Source organism: Runella zeae DSM 19591, assembly GCF_000423565.1.
GTDB classification, from domain to species: Bacteria; Bacteroidota; Bacteroidia; order Cytophagales; family Spirosomataceae; genus Runella; species Runella zeae.
Genome location: NZ_KE384036.1, coordinates 160,368 through 182,321, shown reverse-complemented (window position 1 = coordinate 182,321; position 21,954 = coordinate 160,368). Strand labels below are relative to the sequence as shown.

Genomic DNA, 21,954 nt, shown 5'->3' with positions numbered 1-21,954 from the left:
CCTTACAGCTAGCTCCTCATGTCGCTCCAACTTATTATTTATGTAGCTATTGTCATCATCGAGATTATCTGTAGTTATGCAGGGTTCAGAGAGGGTGTGTATGTATTTAAGCCGCTTATTATGCTTTCGTTGTTGTTTTGGACCCGCGATTATTTGAAGACTCACCCGTGGCTGTGGATAGGAATGTGGTTTGGTTTAGGAGGTGACGTTTTTTTGATGTTTGGGGGACAAAACATGTTTATGGCGGGTTTGGGTTCTTTTCTTGTCATGCAGGTTTTTTATATCATAGCTTTTCAGAAGACTCTTTCCTCCGCAGGTAAGCAGTATTTAAAGGTCAATTGGTGGAAACTCGTTATTCCTTTTGCGCTTTATGGATTTATATTTTTGATGATTTTACATTCTCCTATTACGGATACGCCTAACAATCAGGGATTGTGGATACCCGTAGTAGCTTATTCTATTTGTTTGTGTAGTATGGGAGTAGCAGCCGCTTTTCGATTTAAGTCAGTCTCTTCTACCAGTTTTAATTGGGTTTTAGTGGGGGCGGTATTGTTTATTTTATCTGACTCAGGCATTGCCCTCAACAAATTTTTGTCTCCTTTTGAAGCGTCTACTTTGTTTGTGATGAGTACCTATGCGGCAGCGCAGTGGTTGATAGTGTGGGGCATTTCTAAGAAATAAAATCGTGACGTACAGCTTGCCCCAAATTATGATTTGGGGCAAAAGAGGTATTGCGTCTCCGACGCAAAAAACGACAAAGCATCGCTATTTTCCTATCAATACATCTAAGTCCGACACGGCTATTAGATACGACATCTTAGCGGCATATACATCTGCTTCTGCCTTCGCCACTAGCACTTTGGTCGATAACAAATCCGTTTTGAGATTCATGCCAGCGGCCTGCTTGTCGGTTTGTAATTTCAGTTCTTCTTGACGATACTTTAAAGCTTTTTCGGCGACCTCAATCAAAGATTTACTTTGGAGCGCTTTACGGTACGCTTTGTCGATTTCGTACGAAAGCTGCTGCTTGGTATAATCTATGTTTTCTTGGGCTTGTTTGAGTTGAAAGGCGCGTTGTTTTTGGGTTTGTTTGTTGGCATATAAATCTTGTATATTCCATTTTAAATTGATACCCACAAAAGGGTTGTTGGCGGGTGCTAAAGGGTTGCCACTTTGGAAGGCATAGCCCGCAATCAACCCCAAATCTGGCCGCTCGCTCAGTTTGGCCGCTTTGATGCCCAATTCTGCTTTGTTTTTAGAAAGATTGGCAAGTTGTAGGTCAGGATTAGCAGAGAGCTCGGTTTTGAGGTCTTCTACATTGGGAAGCCCAACGAGGAGTGGGAGGGAGCTTTCTAAGTTGAAGTTTTCGCTTTCCAAACCTGCTAGTTTGGCAATATCAGATTTATAGTTTTGAATCTGAAAATTCAATTTCAAGATATTTTGCTCCTCGTCGGCGATATTAGCAAGCAAGCCTACTTTGTTGACATCGAGCGTTTTGCCTGCTTCCAAAGCGTTTTCGACATCTTTCATTCGGGTATGAGCTAGCTCAAGTTTAGCTTGGGCTTCTTCTAGTTGCTTTTGGGCAATGAGGGTCCCAAAATACAATTGCTCAATTCCATGCTTGATTTGTGAAGCCATTTTTTGTTTTTCTTTCTCACTCACCACCGTTTCTAATTTACTAGCTTCGATGCCCGTTTTGATTTTTGCTTGTTGCGAAAGAGGTTGATAAGCACTCACTCCGATGTTGTAATTACTTTTTTTGCCAACGGTAAAACTTTCATCTTGATTGGGCAAAAGTACCTGATTGGTAGCACTCAGGGGAATAGTGCCGATGGTTCCCGCAGGGATTGTAATTTCGGCTAAGTTGAAATTATACTGATAAGTACTACTGAGATTCACCGCCGGTAAGCGTTTGATTTCGTCTTCTTTGACCTTGGCTTTACGTTCCTCAATCTGCCATTGTTTGATGGCTAGTCCACGGTTGGATTTAAGGGCAATATCCGTCAATTGCTCCAACGAATAAGTGGTTTGTGCCCAAGCGTTTTGTATGGATAGAATACCGCACATCAACAAGGGTACGGTGAATATTTTTAGATTTTTCATGTTCGTGATTTTTAAGTCCTACTAGAGGTAACTCTTAACATTTCTGAATTTTCAACTTGGCGAATTCTCAAATTCACTGTTCGACAAAATGTCTTTTTTGTCTTTGACCTTGACCCAACCAATATAAAGTACCGGAACCGTAATGAGGGCCATAATCATGCTCCACACTACTCCAAAAGCCAACACGCTTGCGAGAGGAGCCCACATGGGAGATTGCGAGATAATCATAGGAAGTACCCCGATTGCCGCCGCCATTGCGGTCAAGAATATGGGGCGGAGGCGGCGTTTGCCACTTTCTACGGCAGCGGTTTGAATGTCCATTCCTTGTCGCATGAGTTCGTTGGTATGGTCTACAAGAATGATCGCATTACGAACCACAATCCCCGACAATGAAATCAACCCAATAAAGGCCGTAAAGCTGAAATTGTTGCCAGTGACGGCTAGCCCTAGAATAGCCCCAAACAAGCTCAATGGAATTGTCAGCATGACGATGGTTGATTCTTTTAGGTTTTTGAATTGAAACAACAAAATGAAGAATATCAGTACCAAACTTACCACAAGGGCGGTGATCATTTGAGAGAGCGTTTCTTGTTTGTTGGCATATTCGCCACCGTATTCAATATGATAGCCGTTGGGCAATGAGAGCTTTTCAATCTGCGGTTTGATTTGATTCAAAAGTTCGGCTGGTAAAACTCCGTGCGCTACCTCCGACTGCACCGTAAGGGTACGAACGCCGTTTCGGTGCATGATTTTGCCCGTTTGCCACTGAGGTACCACATCTACTATTTGGCGAAGAGGTACATTGCTTCCCGTAATCGGTGATTTTAAGTATATCTTTTGGAGGTCGTCGGTATTTTGGCGGTTGGCGTCGTCTAGGCGCAGCACGATATTGACGGCATTGTTGCCTTCATAAATGTTTGAAATAGCGGCTCCGCTAAAACCTGTATAAACCGTCTGCGAAATGCTCGTTGTGGTAAATCCTAAGCGGCTAGCTTCGGGTTTGAGATTGAGTGAAAGCCCGTAATAGTCTTCTCCAAAATCATTGCGGACTTGTTGGCTGCCGTGGGCGTTTTTGACGATAGCGGTTACTTGTTCGCTAATTTCTTTCAAACGAGCCAAGTCGTCACCGACAATTCTGACCTCCAAAGGTGCTTTGAGCGGTGAGCCTTGTTGCATGAGTTTTACAAAAGTATTTCCCTCTGGTATTGTAGAATCTACTTTTTGACTCAATTCTTCGGCAAGAGTTTCGGCGGTTTTTTCGTCAGTGGTGTTCACCAAAATCTGAGCGTAGTTGGTAGTAGGAAACTCAGGCGAAAAATTATAGTAAAACCGAGGAGAAGCAGTACCTGTGAAGGTGGCATAAGAAACGACTCTTTTATCGTTTTTGATGAGTGCTTCTGCTTTTTTGATGGCTTCGTTGGTTTTGGTCAACTTCGTACCCGTAGGCATCCATACTTCTACAATAAATTGATTTCTCTCGGCGGCGGGGAAAAACAACTGTCGCACTCCACTCTTGAACAATAGACCTGCCAATAGGATAGAGGCAAAACTAGTGATGAGGGTGGTTTTGGGGTATTTTACGCACCAATCAATGAGGCGATTATAGCCTTCTTGCATGTAGTCGAGCAGTGACTTTCTTTTCTTTTGGTCTTGATTGTCAGCTTGATGTAGTCCTTTTTTGATAAAAAGATAACATAACATGGGCGTAAGCAACATTGCCACTACAAAAGACGATAGCAATGCAATCGCCACCGTGATAGGTAAAGCAAAAATAAACTCTCCAACACTGCCATTGAGCAAAATCATCGGCATAAACGACGCCACAATGGTAATCGTCGCTACCAATACTGGCATGACTAGGTCGTTGGCACTGCGCCAAGCGGCTGTCCAGCGGTCTATGCCTTCGTCCAGAAGCTCCACGTAGTTGTCGGCAATCACAATGGCATCGTCTACCACCATGCCCAATACCAAAATCAACGCTGCCAATGATACTTGATGAAGCTCAATACCAAGGCCGTGCATAAGAGCGAAAGTGACGGCTACCGTCACCGGAATGGCCGTGGCCGCTACTGCCGCAATGCGGAACGGCAACAGCAAAATGACCACCACAATGACCGATACAATGGCTAAAAAGAATTCTTTGATGAAGTGCGAAATATTTTCTTGCACCAAATGCGGCTGGTTCACAATCGTCGTAATCTTGACGTGAGAAGGAATGACTTTTTGAGCGTGCTCGATTTTAGCGTTCACTTCGTCACCAAATTTGACAATGTTGTTTCCTTCTTGCATCTGAATAGCCAACAAAATCGCCGAGTTGCCATTGACCGTAATGAGGCTTTGAGGCTCGGCATAGTCGCGTTTGAGCTTGGCAATATCTCCCAATTTGACCACTGAACCCGTTTGCGATGTGCCTACAATTTGGTCGGCCAAGTCAGCTTCGGTGCTATAGTAGCCTTTGGTATAAAGCGAAGTTTGATTGTTGTCGGTCTTGATGTCGCCGGTGGGGTTTATTTTGTTTTGAGATTGCAAGAGAGTGACGACTTGCTGCAAACTGATACCGTACTGTGATAATTTTTCTGAATTGGACGATACCACGATTTCTTCTTTTTGCTCGCCAATACGCTTCACTTTGGAGGTGGCAGGAATCGTCCGAAGATAATCTTCCAGTTTTTGGGCATAGCTTTTGAGCTCACTTGGGCTGGCAGTAGGGCTTTCTAAAGCAATGACCATTGCCTCTGTATCTCCAAAATCTGAATTGACAATAGGCCCTCTGACACCTTCGGGCAGGTCGAGCTGCTTGGCTACAAGGAGTTGGTTGCGGAGTTTGCTCCAAAAAATATCGGGCTGTTTGACTCTTTCTGTAAGTTCTACATTGATGACCACCACGCCATCTTTAGTAGTGGAGTAGGTTTTGGCTTTGTTTACTTCCTCGTACTGAAATAGATACTGCTCTAGTTTTTTGGTGACTTGGTCTTCTACTTGCGAAGAGTTGGCACCGGGATAATAGGCCACCACCAAACCCGTACGAATGGTGATTTTGGGGTCTTCGCGGCGGGGCATGTTCAACAAAGATTGAACCCCAATCACAAACAACAATAACAATACTGAAACTGTGACTTGTTTATATTTTAAGGATGCTTGTATGATATTCATCGTCTTACGTTATTTAATCGTTACCAAAGAACCCTCGGTGATTTTGTTTTGACCCGCAGTCACTACTACGTCGCCGCTGTTGAGTCCTTTGATGATTTCCACTTTGTTTTCAACCATTTTTCCGATACTTACTTCCCGTTTGAAAGCCTTGTTGACCGATTTGTCCACCACATACACGTAGGTTTGGTTGTTGATGTCGCGGCTGATACTTTCGATGGGCAAAAGCACCATTTCAGAAGTGGCGTTTACTTTTATTTTGGCTTCGGCTATCATGCCAGGGCGGATGGCTTGGCCGGGATTTTCGACTTCGATTTTGATAGTAAAAGCCCTCGAAGTCACATCAGCGGCAGAACCCACTTCAATCACGCGCCCCGAAAATGTTTTGTCCAAAGCAGAGATAGTAATTTCGGCGCGTTGCCCGATTTTGATAAAATGAAGTTCACCTTCAGGAATATACGCCAACACTTTGACGCGACTGATATCTGAGATAACAAAGCAAGGAATACCCGTACCCACAATCTCGCCCACTTCGGTTAGTTTTTTCATCAACACGCCGCTAATGGGCGCGTATAGCTTGGTATCGCTTTCGTTTTTTTGATGGAGTTGTTGTTGTAATTGGGCTTGTTGTAGCGAAAAATTTACTTTCGAGAAGTCGCTCTCAGTGACGCTCCCTTTGTCACGTAGAAGTTTGAGACGATTAAATTCGTCGGTCACGGCATTGGTTTGTACATCAGCCAATTGCTTGGCAATGTGATAGTTGGTAGGGTCTAAGCTTGCTACCAATTGTCCTTTTTTAATGGCTTGCCCTTCGCGGGCGGCGATAAAGTTTACTTTGCCTGCCACCAAAAAGCCAAGACGTACGGTGGTATTTCCTTCAATATTTCCACTGACCGAAATGTCGCTATTGATAGCTGATGTCTGTACTTCTTCTACACTTACAGGGGTGGCCGTAGCAGTGGCGATGGTTTTTTGTTCTGGCTGATTCTGATTGCAAGCGGCAAGCACTAACACCAAGCTTGGCAATACATAGAGAATGGGATTTTTCATCTGTTTATTGATTTAAAAAATATTGTTCTTGAAATGAGATGTTTTGAATTCCTAAAAAATGTAGTTCTGTTTCGGCTTCAAAACAGAGTTCGGATGCTGCGGATAGGAGTACTTCTACCACCTTACTCGTGTTGGAGTTGATAATCGCTTCTAACACTTCGCGGAGGGGATAGTGCTTATTGCTGCAAGTAGAGGGCTGAAAAAACACGACCAATCTATGAGGAAAATGTTTTTGCAGAATCTCTATTTCTGGTTGGAAATGATAGTTTGTGGATTGGGTGCAGTATACCAAAGACACAAACTCCACTTCTTCGGCGGTGAGCTTGTGCTTGAGCGTAGGAAAGAGCGAAGCCATTCCTATTTCGTCAGCAACGATGATTTGGTGAATATGGGCTTGGTCCAACATTTGCGTTTTGTTTTGATGCTGCAAAGTTGGTATGCCTATGATTCTGAATTTTTAAGATAGATTAAAAAATGACAGAAGTGTAAAAATATGTTTCCCTCGAATCTTAAGCTCTTAAATCTGACCTCTGATAACGCTGAGGGTTTGTTGGGTAATACCTAGATAAGAAGCAATATGACCTAAGGGCGCCCTCAGCAGAATGTTGGGATATTCTTTGAGCATACGCTCATAGCGCTCTTTCGCAGACTGGAATTTGATGGTATTGATGATGTCAGAAAACTTTTTGACGGCTTCGTACAGAAGAAGTTTTTCTACTTCTTTGATTTCGGGAAATTGGTGAAGCTTGTTAAAATCGTCGTAGCGAAAAGTGGTGATTACCGAACTTTCGATCAGTTCGTAACCATAGATGGAAGGGCTGTGGTGAAAAATACATTCAATCGGTAAAATGAAAGCTCCTTCAGCCACGAAAGTATGCGTAATGTCTTTGTCGTCTTTGGTATAAAAAGACCTCAACAAACCTGCCTGTACATAATACACCCGATGCGACATTTCGCCTGGCATCAGCAGGGTATGTCCTTTAGGATAAGCTTTGGTTTTGCTGTTTGCATGGAGCCATTCCCCAATCGAATCCGAATATATCCCTTGTTGTTTTATATAAGTAGTGAGTTCCACGTCGATTGCTTAGGTGAAGGGGATTATGAATCACTAAAAATAGGAAATTATTCTAGTTTTTAGTACCAAAACGGGGTTTTAGAAATCATTATTCAAAAACTCTTTTTCGTATTGAAGAAGAGCTTGATAAGGGTCATCGCCTAGGTCTAACAATACACCAAAAGCGGGTTCGGTTTTGTAGCCTTGTTGTTTTAGGTCGATGATTTGTTGTCTAAACTTTTCACCCTTTTGACAAAGAAGGTAGTGTTCAATGCACATATGACGGTAGCCCATTTGCTGTTTAGTAGGGATATTTTGCCCAAAAATCTCGACCGCAAATTCTTCTAAATCAAATTGTGCCACCACTGATTCGTGGCCTCTGATGATAGTTTCGTAGAGTTTGAATCCTCTTTGGTTGCCTAATTTTTGGGTAAGGGTATGGATAAAATTAGCCTTATTGTCCCAGCAACAAATAATATCCAGATCACTTGAGGGAATATCAATTCCAATCGGAATCGTACCTACTAAAATGGGCGAAAAGGCTTTCAAAATCTCCATTACTTTATGATAATTGAGAAGTTGAAATACTTGTTTTTGCTTTTTATTCCCAGTTTTTAGGTAAGAAATATCAAGAAAATTGAGCTGCATTATTATGAGATGTGGTAAAAATTACTCAAAAAACTGAGCGTGAAAATTCATCATAAATATTTCATCGGTAGCCCTTGTGACAGCCGTGTAGAGCCAACGTACAAACTCCTTGTTGACTTGGTCTTCGGGTAAAAAACCTTGATTGACAAAAACCGATTTCCATTGCCCTCCTTGAGATTTGTGGCAGGTAAGAGCATAGGCGAATTTTACTTGTAAGGCATTGAGATACACGTCTTGGCGGATAGCTTCGTTGCGGGCTTTTTTGGTTTTGAGGTACATATAGTCTTCCAACACAGCCTCATACAACCGTCTGTTTTCTTCCTGAGTGAGCGAAGGGCTAGGCGAATGCAATGTGTCCAAAAAAATCTTTGCTTCAAAAGGCGGCTGCTCTTCATAATCGAGTAGCTGAAGCTCTACCGTCGCAAATCGAAAGCCATGTACTTCTTCTTCCTTGCGGATGCGTTTTACTTCCACAAAATCTCCATTGGCCAAAAAACCAGCGGGCGACTCTTCGTCGAGGACGGTATAATTGTTGCGAACAATCATCAACAAATCTCCCACTTCAAGTTCTTCTTCGGCGGCGTTGATTTGGCGCCGTACAAACTGATTGAGCTGTACCGCTTCGCGATTAGAACGGGTGATGATAGTGACATTTTCGCGTCCGTGTTTTTCGTAAGCATAGCGTAGACCGTCTTCGAGGCGGTCGCTTGGCATTTTATAAAAATCCCTCAATCCTTTGGTTTGAAGTTTGATGTCAAGTTTTTCGAGCGGTAGGGTATCTCTGAGACTAGTGGCATTGCGCAGGATGCCGGAGTGTTGGCCTTGGCGTGTCACTTCAGTGAGCTCTTGCTCATACACGCTGAGGTAAAAAGTACTTTCAAGATACGATTTGTCGAGGGCAGGGCTTAGTTCTTTATTGATAGGAGGTAGCTGAGCCACATCTCCTACGATGAGGAGCTTATTGCCAATGCCTTCAAAGACGTATTCAATCAAATCATACAGAAGGCCATGCGAGCCAAATTCGGCTTCGTCCGAAATCATGGAAGCTTCGTCAACGATAAAAAGCGTATCGCGGTGTTTGTTGGATTGTCGCTCAAAATGCAGCGTACCCGTATAAGCATCCGCTACTTGACGGTAGATTTTTTTGTGGATAGTTAGGGCTTTTTTCTTGGAGTAGTTGCTCATGACCTTGGCAGCGCGCCCGGTAGGAGCCAAAAGCACCGTTTTGTAGCCAAATTTGGTGATAACTTTGATAACGGTACTGATGAGGGTCGTTTTACCCGTTCCGGCATATCCCTTGAGCAAAAAACAGTCACGGACATCTTCGTTTTCTAAAAACTCGGCAATTTTCGTAAAAAAATGCTGCTGACCCGAAGTAGGCTCATGGGGGAAGGCTTTTTGCACCAAAGCAGCGGAAGTCAAAGGCGGTGTCTCTTTCATGTACTCAAAACTACAGTAGGAATGCAAATTTCGCAACCATGATAAATTATTCCTTTTTTTTTATTTTCATTTTTTAAGAAAAAATTATACTTTCATAGTCTCTTTAAGCGAAATGTTCCCTAAAATACCAAAAGACTAATGTGAGATCAAATGGATAATGTGTTGATAGAGAGGGTATTCTTGATGACTAGCTAAACTAATTCCTAACTTTAATTTTTATAACGAATGAAAATCAAGAATGTATTAAAAGACAAAGTCCGCAATGCTATTTTCTCAGTGAAGTCAAACGATACTGTATTGGAAGCATTGCAGCAGATGGCCGAAAAAAACATTGGGGCGGTGTTGGTCATAGATGAAGGTCAGTTGGTCGGTATTTTTTCAGAAAGAGATTATGCCCGCAAAGTGATTTTGTTGGGGAGAAGTTCGAATCAAACTCTCATCAAAGACGTAATGACTTCCAAGCTTATCACGGTTTCGTCTGAGCAAAAATTGGAAGAGGCCATGATTATTATGTCAGAGAAGCATATTCGCCACTTGCCGATTGTGGATGAAGGGGAGCTAATAGGCATTATCTCTATCAACGACGTGGTCACGAGTATTATCAAAGACCAAAAAGCTCGTATCGAATCATTAGAAAGTTACATATCGGGAAGTCCATATTGATATATGATTATATTTGCAGTTGGGAAGTAAGGTAAAAGGAAGGTAGCCTGAGCTAACATATTGATACAGTGTGTACTACTGCTGCCGACCTTTCAAACAAACAACTTGACTGTAACTTTGGAAAAGGCGAGAGAAGAAGTAAAACGCCTCTATGGCAATCGACTTCGCATAAGAGTATGCGGTATATGCATCGAAAACAATAAAATTTTGATGCTCAATCACCGTGGAATCGGCAACACCGATACCTTTTGGTGCCCTCCAGGAGGAGGAATTGATTTTGAAGAAACCACACCCGATGCACTCAAAAGAGAGTTTAAAGAAGAAACGGGGCTTGATGTTGAAATTGGTTCTTTGATGTTTGTAAACGAATTTATGCATCCACCGCTGCATGCTTTGGAACTTTTTTTTGAAGTGAAAGTAATAGGAGGGCAGCAGCTTCTTGGTTCGGATCCAGAGATGACTACCGATACCCAAATCATCCAAGAGTTGCGCTGGATGAGTTTTGAAGATATAAAAAAGTATCCATCTCATGAGGTGCACACACTTTTCAAATATTGCAACCGTTTATCAGATATTTACCTTTTAAAAGGCTACCTCAACGAACTCAATGCCCTGACGGGCGTAGTTCACAACTAACGATTCACTTAGGATTTTAAGACGGATGCTTATTACACAGACCGCGATTACTCCATTGTTGGAGATTAAAGACGAAAGATTTGACCCCGAAAAATGCGCGGAGTATGAATTAATGTTGGAAGTAAATACCGAAAGACTTCGTTTCATGGTGTTTGAAAGTGGCCAAAAACGGGTGTTGTGTTTAGAAGATTATCTCATGTCGGGGATTGGCCGAGAACCAAATCAATCGGCTTGGCTGTCGGATTTGGTTCAGCAAAATCGTCTTTTGAGTAACAATCTCTGGAAAAGTGTAAGTGTTTCTTTCAATACGCCTCATTTTACGCTCATTCCAGATGAGTACTTTCGAAAAGAATATATTGGCTCCTATCTAGAACTCTTGAGAGGCGAAACCCTTGAGCATGAGCAGGTAGTGCATCGTGAAGTAAGACACTTAGGCGCTCGCAATGTGTTTGCTGTTCAGAAATCTATCAGCGAATTTATGCTCAATACTTATACGTTGCATAAGCCTATTTTTCTGCATCAGACGCATGCCTTGATTGAGGGAACGATCATACAGTCGAAGCTCGAAAAAGACAGAAGTGTGATGAGCCTTCACTTTGAAGATGAATACCTTACTGTGACCATTGCTAAAAATAGCCGCTTGCTTTTTTGCAATAAGTTTGCCTACAAAGTCGCCTCTGATATGGGGTATTTTGTGATGTTTGTGTTAGATTCACTAGGTTTAAGAGCCGATGATTTATTGGCGTTTCTCTATGGTGAGATAACCCCTTTCTCCGAAGATTACCAACTGCTCCAAAAATTTTTATCACATATTTCGTTTGGTAATATTCCCCCCAAAATTATGCTAGGCGAGGCTTTTGAAGATTTGCCCGAGCATCGTTATTTTAGTTTATACAACATCTATTTCGCAACTCTATGAAAAAACGTATCGCATTGTTTCCGGGCTCGTTTGACCCTTTTACCAAAGGTCACGAAGATATCGTGTTGAGAGGACTCAACTTGTTTGATGAAATCATCGTAGGGATTGGGCACAATTCAAACAAAAAGCGCTATTTCCCCTTAGAAACAATGAAGGCGTTGATTGACGAAACTTTTGCAATATATCCCCAAATCAGTACAGTCACTTACGATGACTTGACAGCCAATATGGCTCGCCAATTAGGAGCGCGGTTTTTGCTGAGAGGTTTACGAAATACGACCGATTTTGAGTACGAAAATAGCATATCGCAGGTAAATAGGCACGTTTATGAAGAAGTGGAGACGATTTTTCTTATTACCTCTCCACATTTAGCTCCGATTAGCTCTACTATCATCCGAGAGCTCCATCGCTATGGTCACGATGTAGACGAATTTTTACCCTATAAGCTTTCCAAAGCTACCATTTCGGTTTGATTTTTTTTGGGTTTTTGGCCGCTTCTGGGTCATATTTTACGAAAATATTAATCCACAGCAATCGACCCCATCTAAAAAAAAGCGGTTGCGACAAAATCAAAATTGGAACCAAAACCCCCAATACATAAAAAACATTGAACTGAAGCCAGAGTACAAAGCATACAAAAACAAACGAAATTAGCAAAGTATAAAGCGCGTAGCTGCCATACATACCGCCGAAGTAAAACCCTGGTTCTCTTTCGAATGACTCTCCGCACACTTCACAGTTGGGATGCATTTTATCAAAGTCTTTCCACCGAAAAGACTGATTACTCTTGAAAAAATTGCCTTCTTGACAGCGAGGGCACTTATTGTGGAGAATACTATATAACTTGGTTCCTTTGGGCATATCTAAAGAAAAATTGGACCCAAAGGTAATATATTTTGGCCATACAAAACCTCTTCCGATGCGCTTATAGAAGATGAGAGTTTAAAAGACCTTTTTCTACCAATCGTGCAAAAACCGTGGAATGAATAGAGTCTTTGATATGGCTCCATTCGCGCTGATTATGGGTATTGCTGCCTACAAATGATACTAGTCCTTCGGTAGTTAGGCGTTCGGCAAGTTGTCGAGTAGCAAGGTGATTACTTTGCCAAGCGTTGAGATTGAGTTGAAACAATACCCCTCGTCTGTGTAAATCAATCACTAGGTCGAAATTTTGTTGTAAATAATGATAACGCTCTGGATGAGCTAATACTGGCACTAAGCCGCGTTTTTGGATGAGTTCGATAGCTTCGTACAAAAACGAAGGTCTGCCTACAATGCTTGTTTCTAACAGTAAGTAAGTATCTTGAATCGCAAGAAGTGGCAGGCCTTGTTCGAGCATATGAACCAAAGACACATCAAGGTAGTATTCGGCGGCCATGTCGATTTCGACCGAGATACATTTGCGAATAAGCTCACTACGAAGTCGATTGCGGCTATTACGAATATTTTCGATGCTGTTTTCGTAAAACTCTCCCATAATATGAGGAGTAGCGATAATCTTGCGTAAGCCTTGAGAGGCCATTTCTTGGATAAGGGCCACGCTCTCTTCCAAACTTTGAGGGCCATTGTCGAGCAACGGTAAAATGTGAGCATGCATATCTACCGCAAAAGGCGGAAAACGAGTAGATGCTTGAGAGGTACGATTTCGTTTTAGAAAAGAAAAAGGCATGGTATTTTACAATTCGCTTCCAGATACATTTCGTTATATGAAATTATCTTTTCATGAATTGTGCCAAAGTAATAGGCATACAAAAATAATTGTTAACCATTAGAAAATCAGAATATTGATACCTATTGGCTCGATAAAGCTACCTATTAAAAAAAATTAAGTCAAATTGGTATATAAATTGCTTAAGAAGGTATTTGGTCAAAATAACCTTTAAAAGTAGGCAATTGAAGGTCTTTTTCGGATACAATAGGGTTAGTAATTTGCCAATCAATGTTTAAATCGGGGTCGTTCCAGATAATTCCTCCCTCAGAAGCTTTGTTGTAAACGTTGGTGCATTTATAGATAAAAATTGAATCTTCTAATGCCACAAATCCGTGCGCAAACCCTTCTGGTACATAAAATAGATTGTTGAGCTCGGCAGATAGTTCCACGGTTTCGTATTGGCCAAAGGTAGGGGAGTCAGGACGAATATCGACGGCCACATCTAGTACCCTTCCTGATACTACACGTACGAGCTTGCCTTGAGCAAAAGGTGCGCGTTGAAAATGCAATCCTCTAACAACCCCTTTTTTGGAGAAAGATTGATTGTCTTGCACAAAATGAGTGGGGATTCCTTTAGCCTCAAAAGTTTCTTTGTTGAAAGTCTCAAAAAAAGACCCTCTTTCATCTTTATAAACCGCTGGTATAATTTCTATCAGGCCTTCGATTGATTTTTTAATAACTTGCATAGGGGTGAGTAAATTGAAAACAAAGGCAAAATTAGCTAAATTGGACGAATGTCGAAAAAAAGAATATACTGGATTTGTCAAATAGGGGGCTGGTCGGCTCTTATGTTCTACGAATTGCTATATTATGCATTAGAAGAAGAACTTACAATAGGAAACTTCTTTTTTGCAATTGCAAATATATTGGTATGTGTACTATTGACTCACTTTTATCGGCTCATTGTAAAAGAGCAAAATTGGGTGAGTTTACCACTATATCGGCTTGTACCGCGTGTTATTTTTTCGGGGCTTTTGTTGGGGCTAATCATGACTTTGATGAATTATCCCATTGATATTCATGCTCTTAAAGATGTGTTTAATAGCCAGCCTTTTATCTTTTTTGGGGATTGGTTGTCGTGGAGCAAGAGTATGTTTATGTGGGTACTGAGCTATACGATTTATCATTATGTAGAAAACATGCGAGCCACCGAAATAGAGAAAATTTTGCTCAAAACCTCAGTAAATGAAACAGAGGCCAAAGTTTTAAGGTCGCAGCTCAACCCTCATTTTGTATTTAATGCTCTTAACTCTATCAGAGCCCTTATTTCTGAAAATCCTGCCAAAGCACAACAAGGAGTGACGCAACTTTCCAATATTTTGCGCAATTCTCTCTTGGCCGATCGCCGCAAGACCGTCGAGCTACGTGAAGAACTCAAAACAGTGGAAGATTACCTTAGTCTTGAAAAAGTACGATATGAGGAGCGCCTTACGGCTGATTTTCATATCGATCCCAAAACCCTTTACTTACAAATACCGCCAATGATGCTTCAAACTTTAGTAGAAAATGCCATAAAACATGGGGTACAAAAGGCAGTCAACGGTGGGTTTATACAAGTAACTTCTTTTTTAGAAAACAACCATGTACATATTCACATTCGAAATACGGGAACGCTCATCAAAAAAGACAACGATTTAGAAAAACATAAGGAAGCAAGTGGATTTGGCCTTGAAAATACTGAGCGTCGTTTACATTTGTTGTATGGAGAAGATTCGGCGGGGTTTAGAATTTTTCAGGAATCAGAAAATGTAGTAAGGGCTGAGGTGATTATTCCAATTCAAACCGAAGGGGTGTTTAGAAGTATCCCCCAAACAAAGAATGCGGCTAAAAGTATATAAAATGGGCCTGCCGTAGCCTAAAAATTCAAAATATGATAAACCACAAATCATTTGCTAATGAAAGCCCTGATTATTGACGATGAAAGGTTGGCTCGAAACGAGTTACGCCGGTTGTTAGAGAATTTTCCAAAGATTGAAATTGTAGGCGAGGCAGCTAATGCAGACGAAGCAAAAAAGCTAGTAGAAGAGCAACGCCCCGATTTATTGTTTTTAGATATTCAGATGCCCGGCAAAAACGGGTTTGAATTGTTGGAATCTCTGGACGATGATACAATCCCAGAAGTAATTTTTACAACAGCCTATGATGAGTATGCTCTCAAGGCTTTTGAATACAACGCGCTAGATTATATCCTCAAACCTATTGATTTACCTCGATTGAGCGAAGCAGTACATCGGGTATTTGATGAGTTTGACCGAAAGAATGAAACTGAGACTTTGACCGAACGTAAAATTTTGGGAGAAAACGACCAAGTTTTTATCAAAGACGGTGAAAGATGTTGGTTTGTAAAACTTGGTAAAGTAAGGCTGTTTGAATCGATGGGTAATTATGTACGTCTTCATTTTGACGACCAAAAACCACTCGTTCTTAAGTCATTGAATGCTTTGGAGGAGCGCCTCGACCCTGTTTCTTTTTTTAGAGCTAATCGGAAGCATATTATCAATTTGCAGTGGATTGACAAAATAGAGCCTTGGTTTTCGGGAGGGCTTTTGGTGACTTTGCGCGGAAGCGGTGAAAAAATCGAAATCTCTCGTCGTCAGGCCATTAGGTTTAAAGATATGCTGAGTTTATAAAAAACGAAGGGCTGTTGGATTTTCCAACAGTCCTTTATTTTTGAAGGGTTTATTTTTTATCCCACTATATGACGGAGGGTTACCCCAATTTTATCTCCATCGATTTTCCATTTTTTCGACTAGCTTCGGCCATAAATCCCATTACGTGACTTTCGATAGAAGCATCGATAGTAGAGGTGAGGAGCGCAGGATTGTTTTGCGCTACTGCTTGAACAAAATTTTGCATTAAGCCAAAGTCCCCACCACCATGCCCAGAGTTGTTAAATTCTTTTTGGGTACTGGCTTTCCATAACGTTACTTCTTTGGTTCGAAAATCGGTTACTTTTATCAAATCGTTGTCTCCTTCGATTTCTCCCATACTAAACATAACACGGGTTTTGCGGGCTTCCCATGCCGTAAACGCCTCTAAGCCAAAAGTAGCCAATACACCATCGTCAAATTGATAAATGCTAGTGTAGTGGTCGGGCTGGTCATTGTTCATTCGATATACACAACGTCCATAGTTGGAAGTTTTGAGCTTTTCTAAAATAGCGGGGCCTTGTAGCGCTGGGTCTTCCGGGACATCAAGTACGTGGATGCGTTTTTTTTGTTCGTAATATACTTTTATTGCCGAAAAGGGGCACTCACGTTCTACTTTACAGCCTTCTACGCAGCGTTCGGTGCTGCCTTCGGGGGCGTTTTCACGTTTAAACCATTTCAGATTACCATAGGCCGATACAGTTTTAGCGGATTTGTTGGCAATCCATCGCATAATATCTAGGTCATGACACGATTTGGCTAAAATGATAGGATTGGTTTTAGCGGCCTCGTGCCAATTGCCCCTTACATAGGAGTGGGCCATGTGGACATATTCGATTCCCTCCAAGTGGTTGATACTCATCATAGTACCTAGTTCTCCCGAATCACAAAGCTCTTTGAGTTTGCGGAAATAAGTCGTATATCTTAACACATGACAAACCGCAATAATACTTTTTGATTTTTTTGCAGCAGCCAATATTTCCAAGCACTCTTGCAAAGAAGGAGAAATTGGCTTCTCCAACAATACATGATAACCCATCGCTAAAGCTTTCATGGCAGGGCCATAATGCAGATAATCGGGGGTGGAAATGATGATAGCATCCGCAAATTTGGGGACTTTAAACACATCTTCCCAGGTTTTAAAACGATGCTGTTCGCTGATGCCATGCGCCTTAGCAAACTTGTCATTTCGAAAAGGGATAGGTTCGGCCACACCTATCATTTTTATGTCGTTGGGATTGGCCAAGGCATAGCGCCCATAGACATTACCCCGATTGCCAGCTCCCAATACTACGGCTGTTATGGGTTGAGCAATAGCTACGTAGCGAGGATCTTTGGGAAACGTGATTTCTTGAATCGTTTCGGCTTGGGCATGCTGGGCAAATGCTGCCGCACTTGCCGTAAGACCGAGTGTTTTGAGGGCATGACGCCGATTGATAGTTGCCATATCGTAATGAAGGGAAGAAAATGCCGAAAATGAGGGTAATAAGAAAATTTAGTTTTCTCTAAGCCATACAATATAATCAGTGGCAGGCAGGGGATTGATCATAGGTTTGAGCAAAGAGATGATTTGACCTCGGTGATAGGCCGCATGGTGCGTAAGATGGATTAAAATCTCACCTAGGGGCGTCTCAAAACTCGCACCAGTTGTATTTTGATACTTAATGATTTTATTGAATTCTTGCTCATCAGTGTCTTTGATGAGGCTATCCCATTTTTGGAAGCTTCGTTCAGCCGTTTCTTTAAGCCACGAGACAGGCAACAAATCCCACGGACTGACAACCAAGTGGTCATTGGCCACTCTGGTAAACCAGACCATCTGGGCATTGAGAATATGGCTCATCAATAGGAGCGCTCTTTCGGGCGGAGTATCGAGCTTTTCGAGGGCGTCGATGATACGTAGATTGGCCCAATGGTCGTATTCAAAAAGGCGGATGTGATACGATTTCATAAAAGGAAGTGTTATGAGATGACAAGTTTAAAAAAAGCATTTAAACTATCAAGGACTCAACACAACCATTTATGAAAAAAGATTATCTCGAATTTAGGTAATTTGTTTTTTTGTGAGAAAACCCATTAAATTAACCTGATGTTTGACTTCTCCTAAGTTCATTGCTTTTTTCGGACTTGTTAGCTACAAACTTTGTGCCTCTCCGAGGCAGGATTTTAGCTTCGAAGAAGTAAAACTTAAGGCTTTTAACTAGAAATTTTGAGCTTCCACCTACCGCATTTATTGCACAATCTCTGGGATGATTTATAGTAAGGGAGAAAGCTTTACCATTTAATCAACGCCGATGCCCAAGTAAACCCACTTCCAAAAGCCGCAAGGCAAATAATATCACCTTCTTTGACTCGTCCTTCTTCCCAGGCTTCGGTAAGGGCAATAGGAATAGAAGCAGCGGTAGTGTTTCCATATTTATGGATATTACTAATCACTTGATCTTCGCGAAGTTTCATTTGGTCGCGCACATATTCACTGATACGTACATTGGCTTGATGAGGTACCAACAGCGAAATGTCTTCGGGACAGTAACCGTTGGCATCAAGGGCTTCGCGAATGGCTTCGGCAAATCTTACCACGGCGTGTTTGAAGACGGCATTTCCATTCATAACTACCTCAAAACCTCCTTCATCAATCATTTCTTTGGTAGCGGAGCGGGTAGGCCTACTGCTGCCAGGGTCTTTGACGTACAAATCTTCGGCAAAACGTCCGTCGGCGTGTAGGTGAGTCGATAAAACACGATGAGAGGCATCTTCGGTAGCTTGGACCACGGCAGCGCCTGCTCCATCCCCAAAAATCACGGCTACATTGCGGCCTTTGGTGCTTTTGTCGGTCCAAGTGGATTGGATTTCGGCGCCCACTACAAGTACTGTTTTGTACATACCTGTCTTGATAAACTGATCCGCAATGGAAAGTGCATACACAAATCCAGAGCATTGCTCACGAATATCAATGACGGGAATACCCACCAAGTCGAGCTCGCGCTGCATCAAAAATGCCGAGCCCGGAAAGAAATAATCAGGCGTAATCGTGGCATATACAATAAGCTCTACGTCAGAAGGTTGTAGGCCTGCTCTTTCCAAGGCTTGGCGTGAGGCTGCCGTAGCCATGCTTGCATTGGTATCTTTGCCGTAGGTAAAAAAACGTCTCTCACGAATTCCGGTTCGTTCCCGAATCCATTCATCGGAGGTGTCCATCCACTGCTTAAGGTCTTCGTTGGTTACTACATTTTCGGGTACGTAGTAGCCCAACCCTGTTATTTTGGAATAAGGCATTGAGGGAATGAATTAGGAGTAATACTAATAAAAAAATGTGATGACTCTGAGCCATCACATTTTTGAGGATTTATCCTTCTTTGAGGGTATAAGTATAGTCTTCCATAATCATATTGGCGAGCAATTTGCTACAAGCAGTTTCTACTCTTTGTTTGGCATCGGCCTCAGAATCAGCTTCGAGGGCCATAGTGATGTGTTTACCAATACGAACATCCGACACGTCGTCAATTCCTAAATTGTGAAGTCCCAACTTAACAGCTTTACCTTGGGGGTCCAAAATTTCTTTTTGGGGCATGACGTTGATTTCGGCGATAAATTTCATCTGGAATTTTTGATTTTAAATGAATGGTAAGAACAATGTATTTCGTAATCAAAATCATTGAAATACAATGTGCTATGTTATTGAATTTTAATAAATCTTTGTAATACTGACAGTAGTATATAAATAGCTACAATCAGTGGAATTGCTGCAAATTTCAACAAAAACAATAAAATCACCGATACTAGAAGGAAAATATATTTGACTTGGTTGGCTTTCCAAGCAAAGGTGGTGAACTTGAAAGCCAAAAGTGGTAACTCAGCCACTAACAAATACGACATCAATAGAGTGTATCCGATGAGTGTTTGTTGATTGACTATCCATGGTTCTAGTTCGGGATTGCTGCGTAAAATAAAAGGCAAAGAGGCCACTAATAAAGCATTGGCGGGCGTGGGTACGCCAATGAAAGAATCGGATTGACGGGTATCAATATTGAATTTGGCTAAACGTAAGGCCGAAAAAATACTCAGCACAAAAGCACTAAAAGAAATCAGCATATTGCCAATATCAATAGTAGTGCTGGTTTTTTCCAATAATTGGAAAATAATCATCGACGGCAAAACGCCAAAAGTGACCATATCGGCCAACGAATCGAGTTCTTTACCAATCGCCGATGATTGTCGAAGCAGCCGAGCCGCAAAACCATCCAAAAAATCTAAGACGGCTGCTACCAAAATCAAAGTACCTGCAAGGAGCAAATCTCCCCTAAAACTAAATACAATTCCCAGACAACCACAAGCGAGATTGCCACAGGTCATGAGGTTGGGAATCGTGAAAAGTCGAATATCTGAAGTGGCTAGTTGTTTGGGTTTTGACATAAAATTAAGTGAGAAAAGGATTGGTGCGGCGCTCATATCCAATCGTAGTGCTATCCATGTGGCCAGCGTATACGCGGTAGTCATCTTCTAAAGTCATAAACTTCGTCTGAATACTATTGATGAGTGCCTCGTTGTCGCAAAGTGGGAAGTCGGTACGACCGACACTGCCTTTGAAAAGCACATCACCGCCGATAACAAAACGTTGCGCATGATTTACAAACGCCAAATGACCTGGCGCATGACCCGGTACAAACAATATCTCAAGCTGAGAATTTCCGAAAGAAATAATATCACCTTCGTCGATAAACTCATCTGCTTCTACAGGCTCATAGCCACGGATTCCCCAAAGTTGGCATCGATTTTCGACAGAGGCCAAAATGGGCAGCTCGTTTTTGTGCATCCACATTTTGACACCATATTTTCGCTTCACAAACGCACTTCCAAACACATGGTCGAGGTGAGCATGGGTTTGAAGGAGTGCCTTTACTATGAGTCTATTTTGGGTGACAAATTGGGCAAGTGTTTCTTTTTCGGCTTGCATTAAGCAACCCGGATCGATAATAACCGCCTCGTGGGTCTCGTCAAAAAGAACGTAAGTGTTTTCTTGAAAAGGAGAGAAAACAAAAGATTGTATCTGAATCATAACAAAATCACTAAAATTGCTGCTAAGTTAGGGTTAAACTTGGCAAGTTTGCAAAAGTCCCACTCTAAGTAAACAGCCTTTCGAGGCATCTACAACATCCAAACCAATTAAATACCAGCGCTAATGATTTCAGAACCAGAAAAAAGAAAGCCTTTTATTGACCAACGTCACGGAGATTATTATTTGGAAGGCCCCAAAAGCCGCCGTTTTGAGTTGTTATTTATTATTGACGTGTTGTGGGAGTTTTTGAAAGGAATTCGAGCCCTGCATTTTGTGGGGCCGTGTATTACGGTTTTTGGTTCGGCTCGCTTCAAAGAAGGGTCGGTATATTATGAGCAAGCGCGCGAATTGGGCAAACGCATCGCCAATGACCTTGGCATGACTGTAATGACGGGAGGAGGGCCGGGTATCATGGAAGCGGCCAATCGGGGTGCTTTCGAAAGTGGGGGCCGCTCAGTAGGCTGTAATATTAAACTGCCCCATGAGCAAAGCGAAAACCCTTATATGCAAAAATGGGTGAAGATTAAGTACTTCTTTGTGCGTAAAGTACTATTGGTCAAATATTCTTATGGGTTTGTGATTATGCCCGGTGGAGTAGGTACAATGGACGAGCTTTACGAAACCTTAACGCTTATTCAAACCCGCACAGTCACTAATTTTCCGATGGTACTTATGGGCACAGAATACTACAAACCCATGTTGGCGATGCTCGAAAAAATGGTAGAACAGGGTACCATATCGCCCGAAGACTTGGGGCTACTCAAAGTGACTGATAGTATAGATGAGGCCATCGAGCACATTAGTTTGTACTTGATGACCAACTATCAGGTTCAGAAACGCCGCAAGCCGATTTGGTGGCTTTTGGAAAAAGGGTAG

Annotated in this window: 24 protein-coding genes; 8 read left to right on the top strand and 16 right to left on the bottom strand. The window is 42.0% G+C overall.

Going from position 1 to position 21,954, the window contains the following annotated elements:
- Window positions 1–18: 18 nt before the first annotated feature.
- Window positions 19–681 carry a lysoplasmalogenase gene (locus G563_RS37135; RefSeq protein WP_051211080.1) on the top strand — a complete coding sequence of 221 codons (663 nt, stop codon included), beginning with the start codon at window positions 19–21 and terminating at the stop codon, window positions 679–681.
- A gap of 84 nt (window positions 682–765) precedes the next feature.
- Here G563_RS37135 and G563_RS0119245 read toward each other — a convergent pair whose 3' ends face one another.
- The 7 genes from G563_RS0119245 to G563_RS0119215 all read right to left on the bottom strand — a co-directional run bounded on the left by G563_RS0119245 (window position 766) and on the right by G563_RS0119215 (window position 9,445).
- A complete protein-coding gene (locus G563_RS0119245; RefSeq protein WP_028666735.1) occupies window positions 766–2,103 on the bottom strand; it encodes a TolC family protein in 1,338 nt (445 codons plus the stop codon).
- Window positions 2,104–2,154: 51 nt separating this feature from the next.
- Window positions 2,155–5,256: an efflux RND transporter permease subunit gene (locus G563_RS35305; protein ID WP_037327531.1), complete on the bottom strand. Its 3,102-nt coding sequence runs from the start codon at window positions 5,254–5,256 to the stop codon at window positions 2,155–2,157.
- A gap of 9 nt (window positions 5,257–5,265) precedes the next feature.
- On the bottom strand, window positions 5,266–6,303 hold the full coding sequence (locus G563_RS0119235; protein WP_028666734.1) for an efflux RND transporter periplasmic adaptor subunit: 1,038 nt from the start codon (window positions 6,301–6,303) through the stop codon (window positions 5,266–5,268).
- Window positions 6,304–6,307: 4 nt separating this feature from the next.
- Window positions 6,308–6,709: a hypothetical protein gene (locus G563_RS0119230; RefSeq protein WP_028666733.1), complete on the bottom strand. Its 402-nt coding sequence runs from the start codon at window positions 6,707–6,709 to the stop codon at window positions 6,308–6,310.
- Between the two features lie 111 nt (window positions 6,710–6,820).
- Window positions 6,821–7,378, bottom strand: a complete 558-nt coding sequence (locus G563_RS0119225; protein WP_028666732.1) for a Crp/Fnr family transcriptional regulator — start codon at window positions 7,376–7,378, stop codon at window positions 6,821–6,823.
- A 78-nt stretch (window positions 7,379–7,456) separates the two neighbouring features.
- Entirely contained in the window at window positions 7,457–8,005 is a 549-nt protein-coding gene (locus G563_RS35300) for a DUF4269 domain-containing protein (RefSeq protein ID WP_037327529.1), read from the bottom strand.
- 21 nt (window positions 8,006–8,026) lie between these two features.
- Entirely contained in the window at window positions 8,027–9,445 is a 1,419-nt protein-coding gene (locus G563_RS0119215) for an ATP-dependent DNA helicase (RefSeq protein WP_028666731.1), read from the bottom strand.
- Window positions 9,446–9,670: 225 nt separating this feature from the next.
- On the opposite strand from G563_RS0119215, the gene G563_RS0119210 reads away from it, so the two are divergent.
- From G563_RS0119210 to coaD, 4 genes are all read left to right on the top strand, one after another.
- Window positions 9,671–10,108, top strand: coding sequence for a CBS domain-containing protein (locus tag G563_RS0119210; RefSeq protein WP_028666730.1), 438 nt, complete (start codon window positions 9,671–9,673; stop codon window positions 10,106–10,108).
- 105 nt (window positions 10,109–10,213) lie between these two features.
- The gene (locus G563_RS0119205; RefSeq protein ID WP_051211078.1) at window positions 10,214–10,744 is read left to right on the top strand and encodes an NUDIX domain-containing protein; all 531 of its coding nucleotides are present in this window, start codon (window positions 10,214–10,216) and stop codon (window positions 10,742–10,744) included.
- A gap of 25 nt (window positions 10,745–10,769) precedes the next feature.
- Complete coding sequence (locus G563_RS0119200) at window positions 10,770–11,663, top strand: DUF3822 family protein (RefSeq protein ID WP_028666728.1); 894 nt, start codon at window positions 10,770–10,772, stop codon at window positions 11,661–11,663.
- On the top strand, window positions 11,660–12,136 hold the full coding sequence (coaD, locus tag G563_RS0119195) for a pantetheine-phosphate adenylyltransferase (protein WP_037327526.1): 477 nt from the start codon (window positions 11,660–11,662) through the stop codon (window positions 12,134–12,136). The genes G563_RS0119200 and coaD overlap by 4 nt, the downstream gene beginning before the upstream one ends.
- Here the strand turns inward: coaD and G563_RS0119190 are convergent.
- From G563_RS0119190 to rfbC, 3 genes are all read right to left on the bottom strand, one after another.
- A complete protein-coding gene (locus G563_RS0119190) occupies window positions 12,120–12,524 on the bottom strand; it encodes a DUF983 domain-containing protein (RefSeq protein ID WP_028666726.1) in 405 nt (134 codons plus the stop codon). The two genes, coaD and G563_RS0119190, sit on opposite strands and share 17 nt — an antisense overlap.
- A gap of 64 nt (window positions 12,525–12,588) precedes the next feature.
- Window positions 12,589–13,332: a tyrosine-protein phosphatase gene (locus tag G563_RS35295; RefSeq protein WP_037327523.1), complete on the bottom strand. Its 744-nt coding sequence runs from the start codon at window positions 13,330–13,332 to the stop codon at window positions 12,589–12,591.
- A 182-nt stretch (window positions 13,333–13,514) separates the two neighbouring features.
- Window positions 13,515–14,060: a dTDP-4-dehydrorhamnose 3,5-epimerase gene (gene rfbC, locus G563_RS0119180; protein WP_028666725.1), complete on the bottom strand. Its 546-nt coding sequence runs from the start codon at window positions 14,058–14,060 to the stop codon at window positions 13,515–13,517.
- A 48-nt stretch (window positions 14,061–14,108) separates the two neighbouring features.
- Here rfbC and G563_RS0119175 point away from each other — a divergent pair, with 48 nt between their 5' ends.
- Window positions 14,109–15,212: a sensor histidine kinase gene (locus G563_RS0119175; protein WP_028666724.1), complete on the top strand. Its 1,104-nt coding sequence runs from the start codon at window positions 14,109–14,111 to the stop codon at window positions 15,210–15,212.
- 57 nt (window positions 15,213–15,269) lie between these two features.
- On the top strand, window positions 15,270–16,004 hold the full coding sequence (locus G563_RS0119170; protein WP_028666723.1) for a LytR/AlgR family response regulator transcription factor: 735 nt from the start codon (window positions 15,270–15,272) through the stop codon (window positions 16,002–16,004).
- 79 nt (window positions 16,005–16,083) lie between these two features.
- Here the strand turns inward: G563_RS0119170 and G563_RS0119165 are convergent, their stop codons facing one another.
- From G563_RS0119165 to G563_RS0119140, 6 genes are all read right to left on the bottom strand, one after another.
- Window positions 16,084–17,469, bottom strand: a complete 1,386-nt coding sequence (locus G563_RS0119165; RefSeq protein WP_028666722.1) for a Gfo/Idh/MocA family protein — start codon at window positions 17,467–17,469, stop codon at window positions 16,084–16,086.
- Window positions 17,470–17,517: 48 nt separating this feature from the next.
- Window positions 17,518–17,973 (bottom strand): DinB family protein, encoded by a 456-nt coding sequence (locus G563_RS0119160; RefSeq protein WP_028666721.1) that lies wholly within the window; start codon window positions 17,971–17,973, stop codon window positions 17,518–17,520.
- Between the two features lie 323 nt (window positions 17,974–18,296).
- Complete coding sequence (locus G563_RS0119155; protein WP_028666720.1) at window positions 18,297–19,298, bottom strand: 3-oxoacyl-ACP synthase III family protein; 1,002 nt, start codon at window positions 19,296–19,298, stop codon at window positions 18,297–18,299.
- Window positions 19,299–19,368: 70 nt separating this feature from the next.
- On the bottom strand, window positions 19,369–19,620 hold the full coding sequence (purS, locus tag G563_RS0119150; protein ID WP_028666719.1) for a phosphoribosylformylglycinamidine synthase subunit PurS: 252 nt from the start codon (window positions 19,618–19,620) through the stop codon (window positions 19,369–19,371).
- Between the two features lie 77 nt (window positions 19,621–19,697).
- Complete coding sequence (gene pssA, locus G563_RS0119145; protein WP_051211077.1) at window positions 19,698–20,435, bottom strand: CDP-diacylglycerol--serine O-phosphatidyltransferase; 738 nt, start codon at window positions 20,433–20,435, stop codon at window positions 19,698–19,700.
- A gap of 4 nt (window positions 20,436–20,439) precedes the next feature.
- The gene (locus tag G563_RS0119140; RefSeq protein ID WP_028666717.1) at window positions 20,440–21,078 is read right to left on the bottom strand and encodes an MBL fold metallo-hydrolase; all 639 of its coding nucleotides are present in this window, start codon (window positions 21,076–21,078) and stop codon (window positions 20,440–20,442) included.
- Window positions 21,079–21,201: 123 nt separating this feature from the next.
- On the opposite strand from G563_RS0119140, the gene G563_RS0119135 reads away from it, so the two are divergent.
- A complete protein-coding gene (locus tag G563_RS0119135; RefSeq protein ID WP_028666716.1) occupies window positions 21,202–21,954 on the top strand; it encodes an LOG family protein in 753 nt (250 codons plus the stop codon).

Excerpts from the sequence above, each read along its gene's own strand:
- rfbC (WP_028666725.1), bottom strand. The coding sequence starts at position 14,060 with ATGCAAGTTATTAAAAAATCAATCGAAGGCCTGATAGAAATTATACCA.
- G563_RS0119210 (WP_028666730.1), top strand. The coding sequence starts at position 9,671 with ATGAAAATCAAGAATGTATTAAAAGACAAAGTCCGCAATGCTATTTTC.
- G563_RS0119175 (WP_028666724.1), top strand. The coding sequence starts at position 14,109 with ATGTCGAAAAAAAGAATATACTGGATTTGTCAAATAGGGGGCTGGTCG.
- G563_RS0119215 (WP_028666731.1), bottom strand. The coding sequence starts at position 9,445 with ATGAAAGAGACACCGCCTTTGACTTCCGCTGCTTTGGTGCAAAAAGCC.
- G563_RS37135 (WP_051211080.1), top strand. The coding sequence starts at position 19 with ATGTCGCTCCAACTTATTATTTATGTAGCTATTGTCATCATCGAGATT.
- G563_RS0119190 (WP_028666726.1), bottom strand. The coding sequence starts at position 12,524 with ATGCCCAAAGGAACCAAGTTATATAGTATTCTCCACAATAAGTGCCCT.
- G563_RS0119245 (WP_028666735.1), bottom strand. The coding sequence starts at position 2,103 with ATGAAAAATCTAAAAATATTCACCGTACCCTTGTTGATGTGCGGTATT.
- G563_RS0119200 (WP_028666728.1), top strand. The coding sequence starts at position 10,770 with ATGCTTATTACACAGACCGCGATTACTCCATTGTTGGAGATTAAAGAC.
- G563_RS35305 (WP_037327531.1), bottom strand. The coding sequence starts at position 5,256 with ATGAATATCATACAAGCATCCTTAAAATATAAACAAGTCACAGTTTCA.
- G563_RS35295 (WP_037327523.1), bottom strand. The coding sequence starts at position 13,332 with ATGCCTTTTTCTTTTCTAAAACGAAATCGTACCTCTCAAGCATCTACT.
- purS (WP_028666719.1), bottom strand. The coding sequence starts at position 19,620 with ATGAAATTTATCGCCGAAATCAACGTCATGCCCCAAAAAGAAATTTTG.
- G563_RS0119230 (WP_028666733.1), bottom strand. The coding sequence starts at position 6,709 with ATGTTGGACCAAGCCCATATTCACCAAATCATCGTTGCTGACGAAATA.
- pssA (WP_051211077.1), bottom strand. The coding sequence starts at position 20,435 with ATGTCAAAACCCAAACAACTAGCCACTTCAGATATTCGACTTTTCACG.
- G563_RS0119165 (WP_028666722.1), bottom strand. The coding sequence starts at position 17,469 with ATGGCAACTATCAATCGGCGTCATGCCCTCAAAACACTCGGTCTTACG.
- G563_RS0119160 (WP_028666721.1), bottom strand. The coding sequence starts at position 17,973 with ATGAAATCGTATCACATCCGCCTTTTTGAATACGACCATTGGGCCAAT.
- G563_RS0119170 (WP_028666723.1), top strand. The coding sequence starts at position 15,270 with ATGAAAGCCCTGATTATTGACGATGAAAGGTTGGCTCGAAACGAGTTA.
- G563_RS0119140 (WP_028666717.1), bottom strand. The coding sequence starts at position 21,078 with ATGATTCAGATACAATCTTTTGTTTTCTCTCCTTTTCAAGAAAACACT.
- coaD (WP_037327526.1), top strand. The coding sequence starts at position 11,660 with ATGAAAAAACGTATCGCATTGTTTCCGGGCTCGTTTGACCCTTTTACC.
- G563_RS0119235 (WP_028666734.1), bottom strand. The coding sequence starts at position 6,303 with ATGAAAAATCCCATTCTCTATGTATTGCCAAGCTTGGTGTTAGTGCTT.
- G563_RS35300 (WP_037327529.1), bottom strand. The coding sequence starts at position 8,005 with ATGCAGCTCAATTTTCTTGATATTTCTTACCTAAAAACTGGGAATAAA.
- G563_RS0119135 (WP_028666716.1), top strand. The coding sequence starts at position 21,202 with ATGATTTCAGAACCAGAAAAAAGAAAGCCTTTTATTGACCAACGTCAC.
- G563_RS0119155 (WP_028666720.1), bottom strand. The coding sequence starts at position 19,298 with ATGCCTTATTCCAAAATAACAGGGTTGGGCTACTACGTACCCGAAAAT.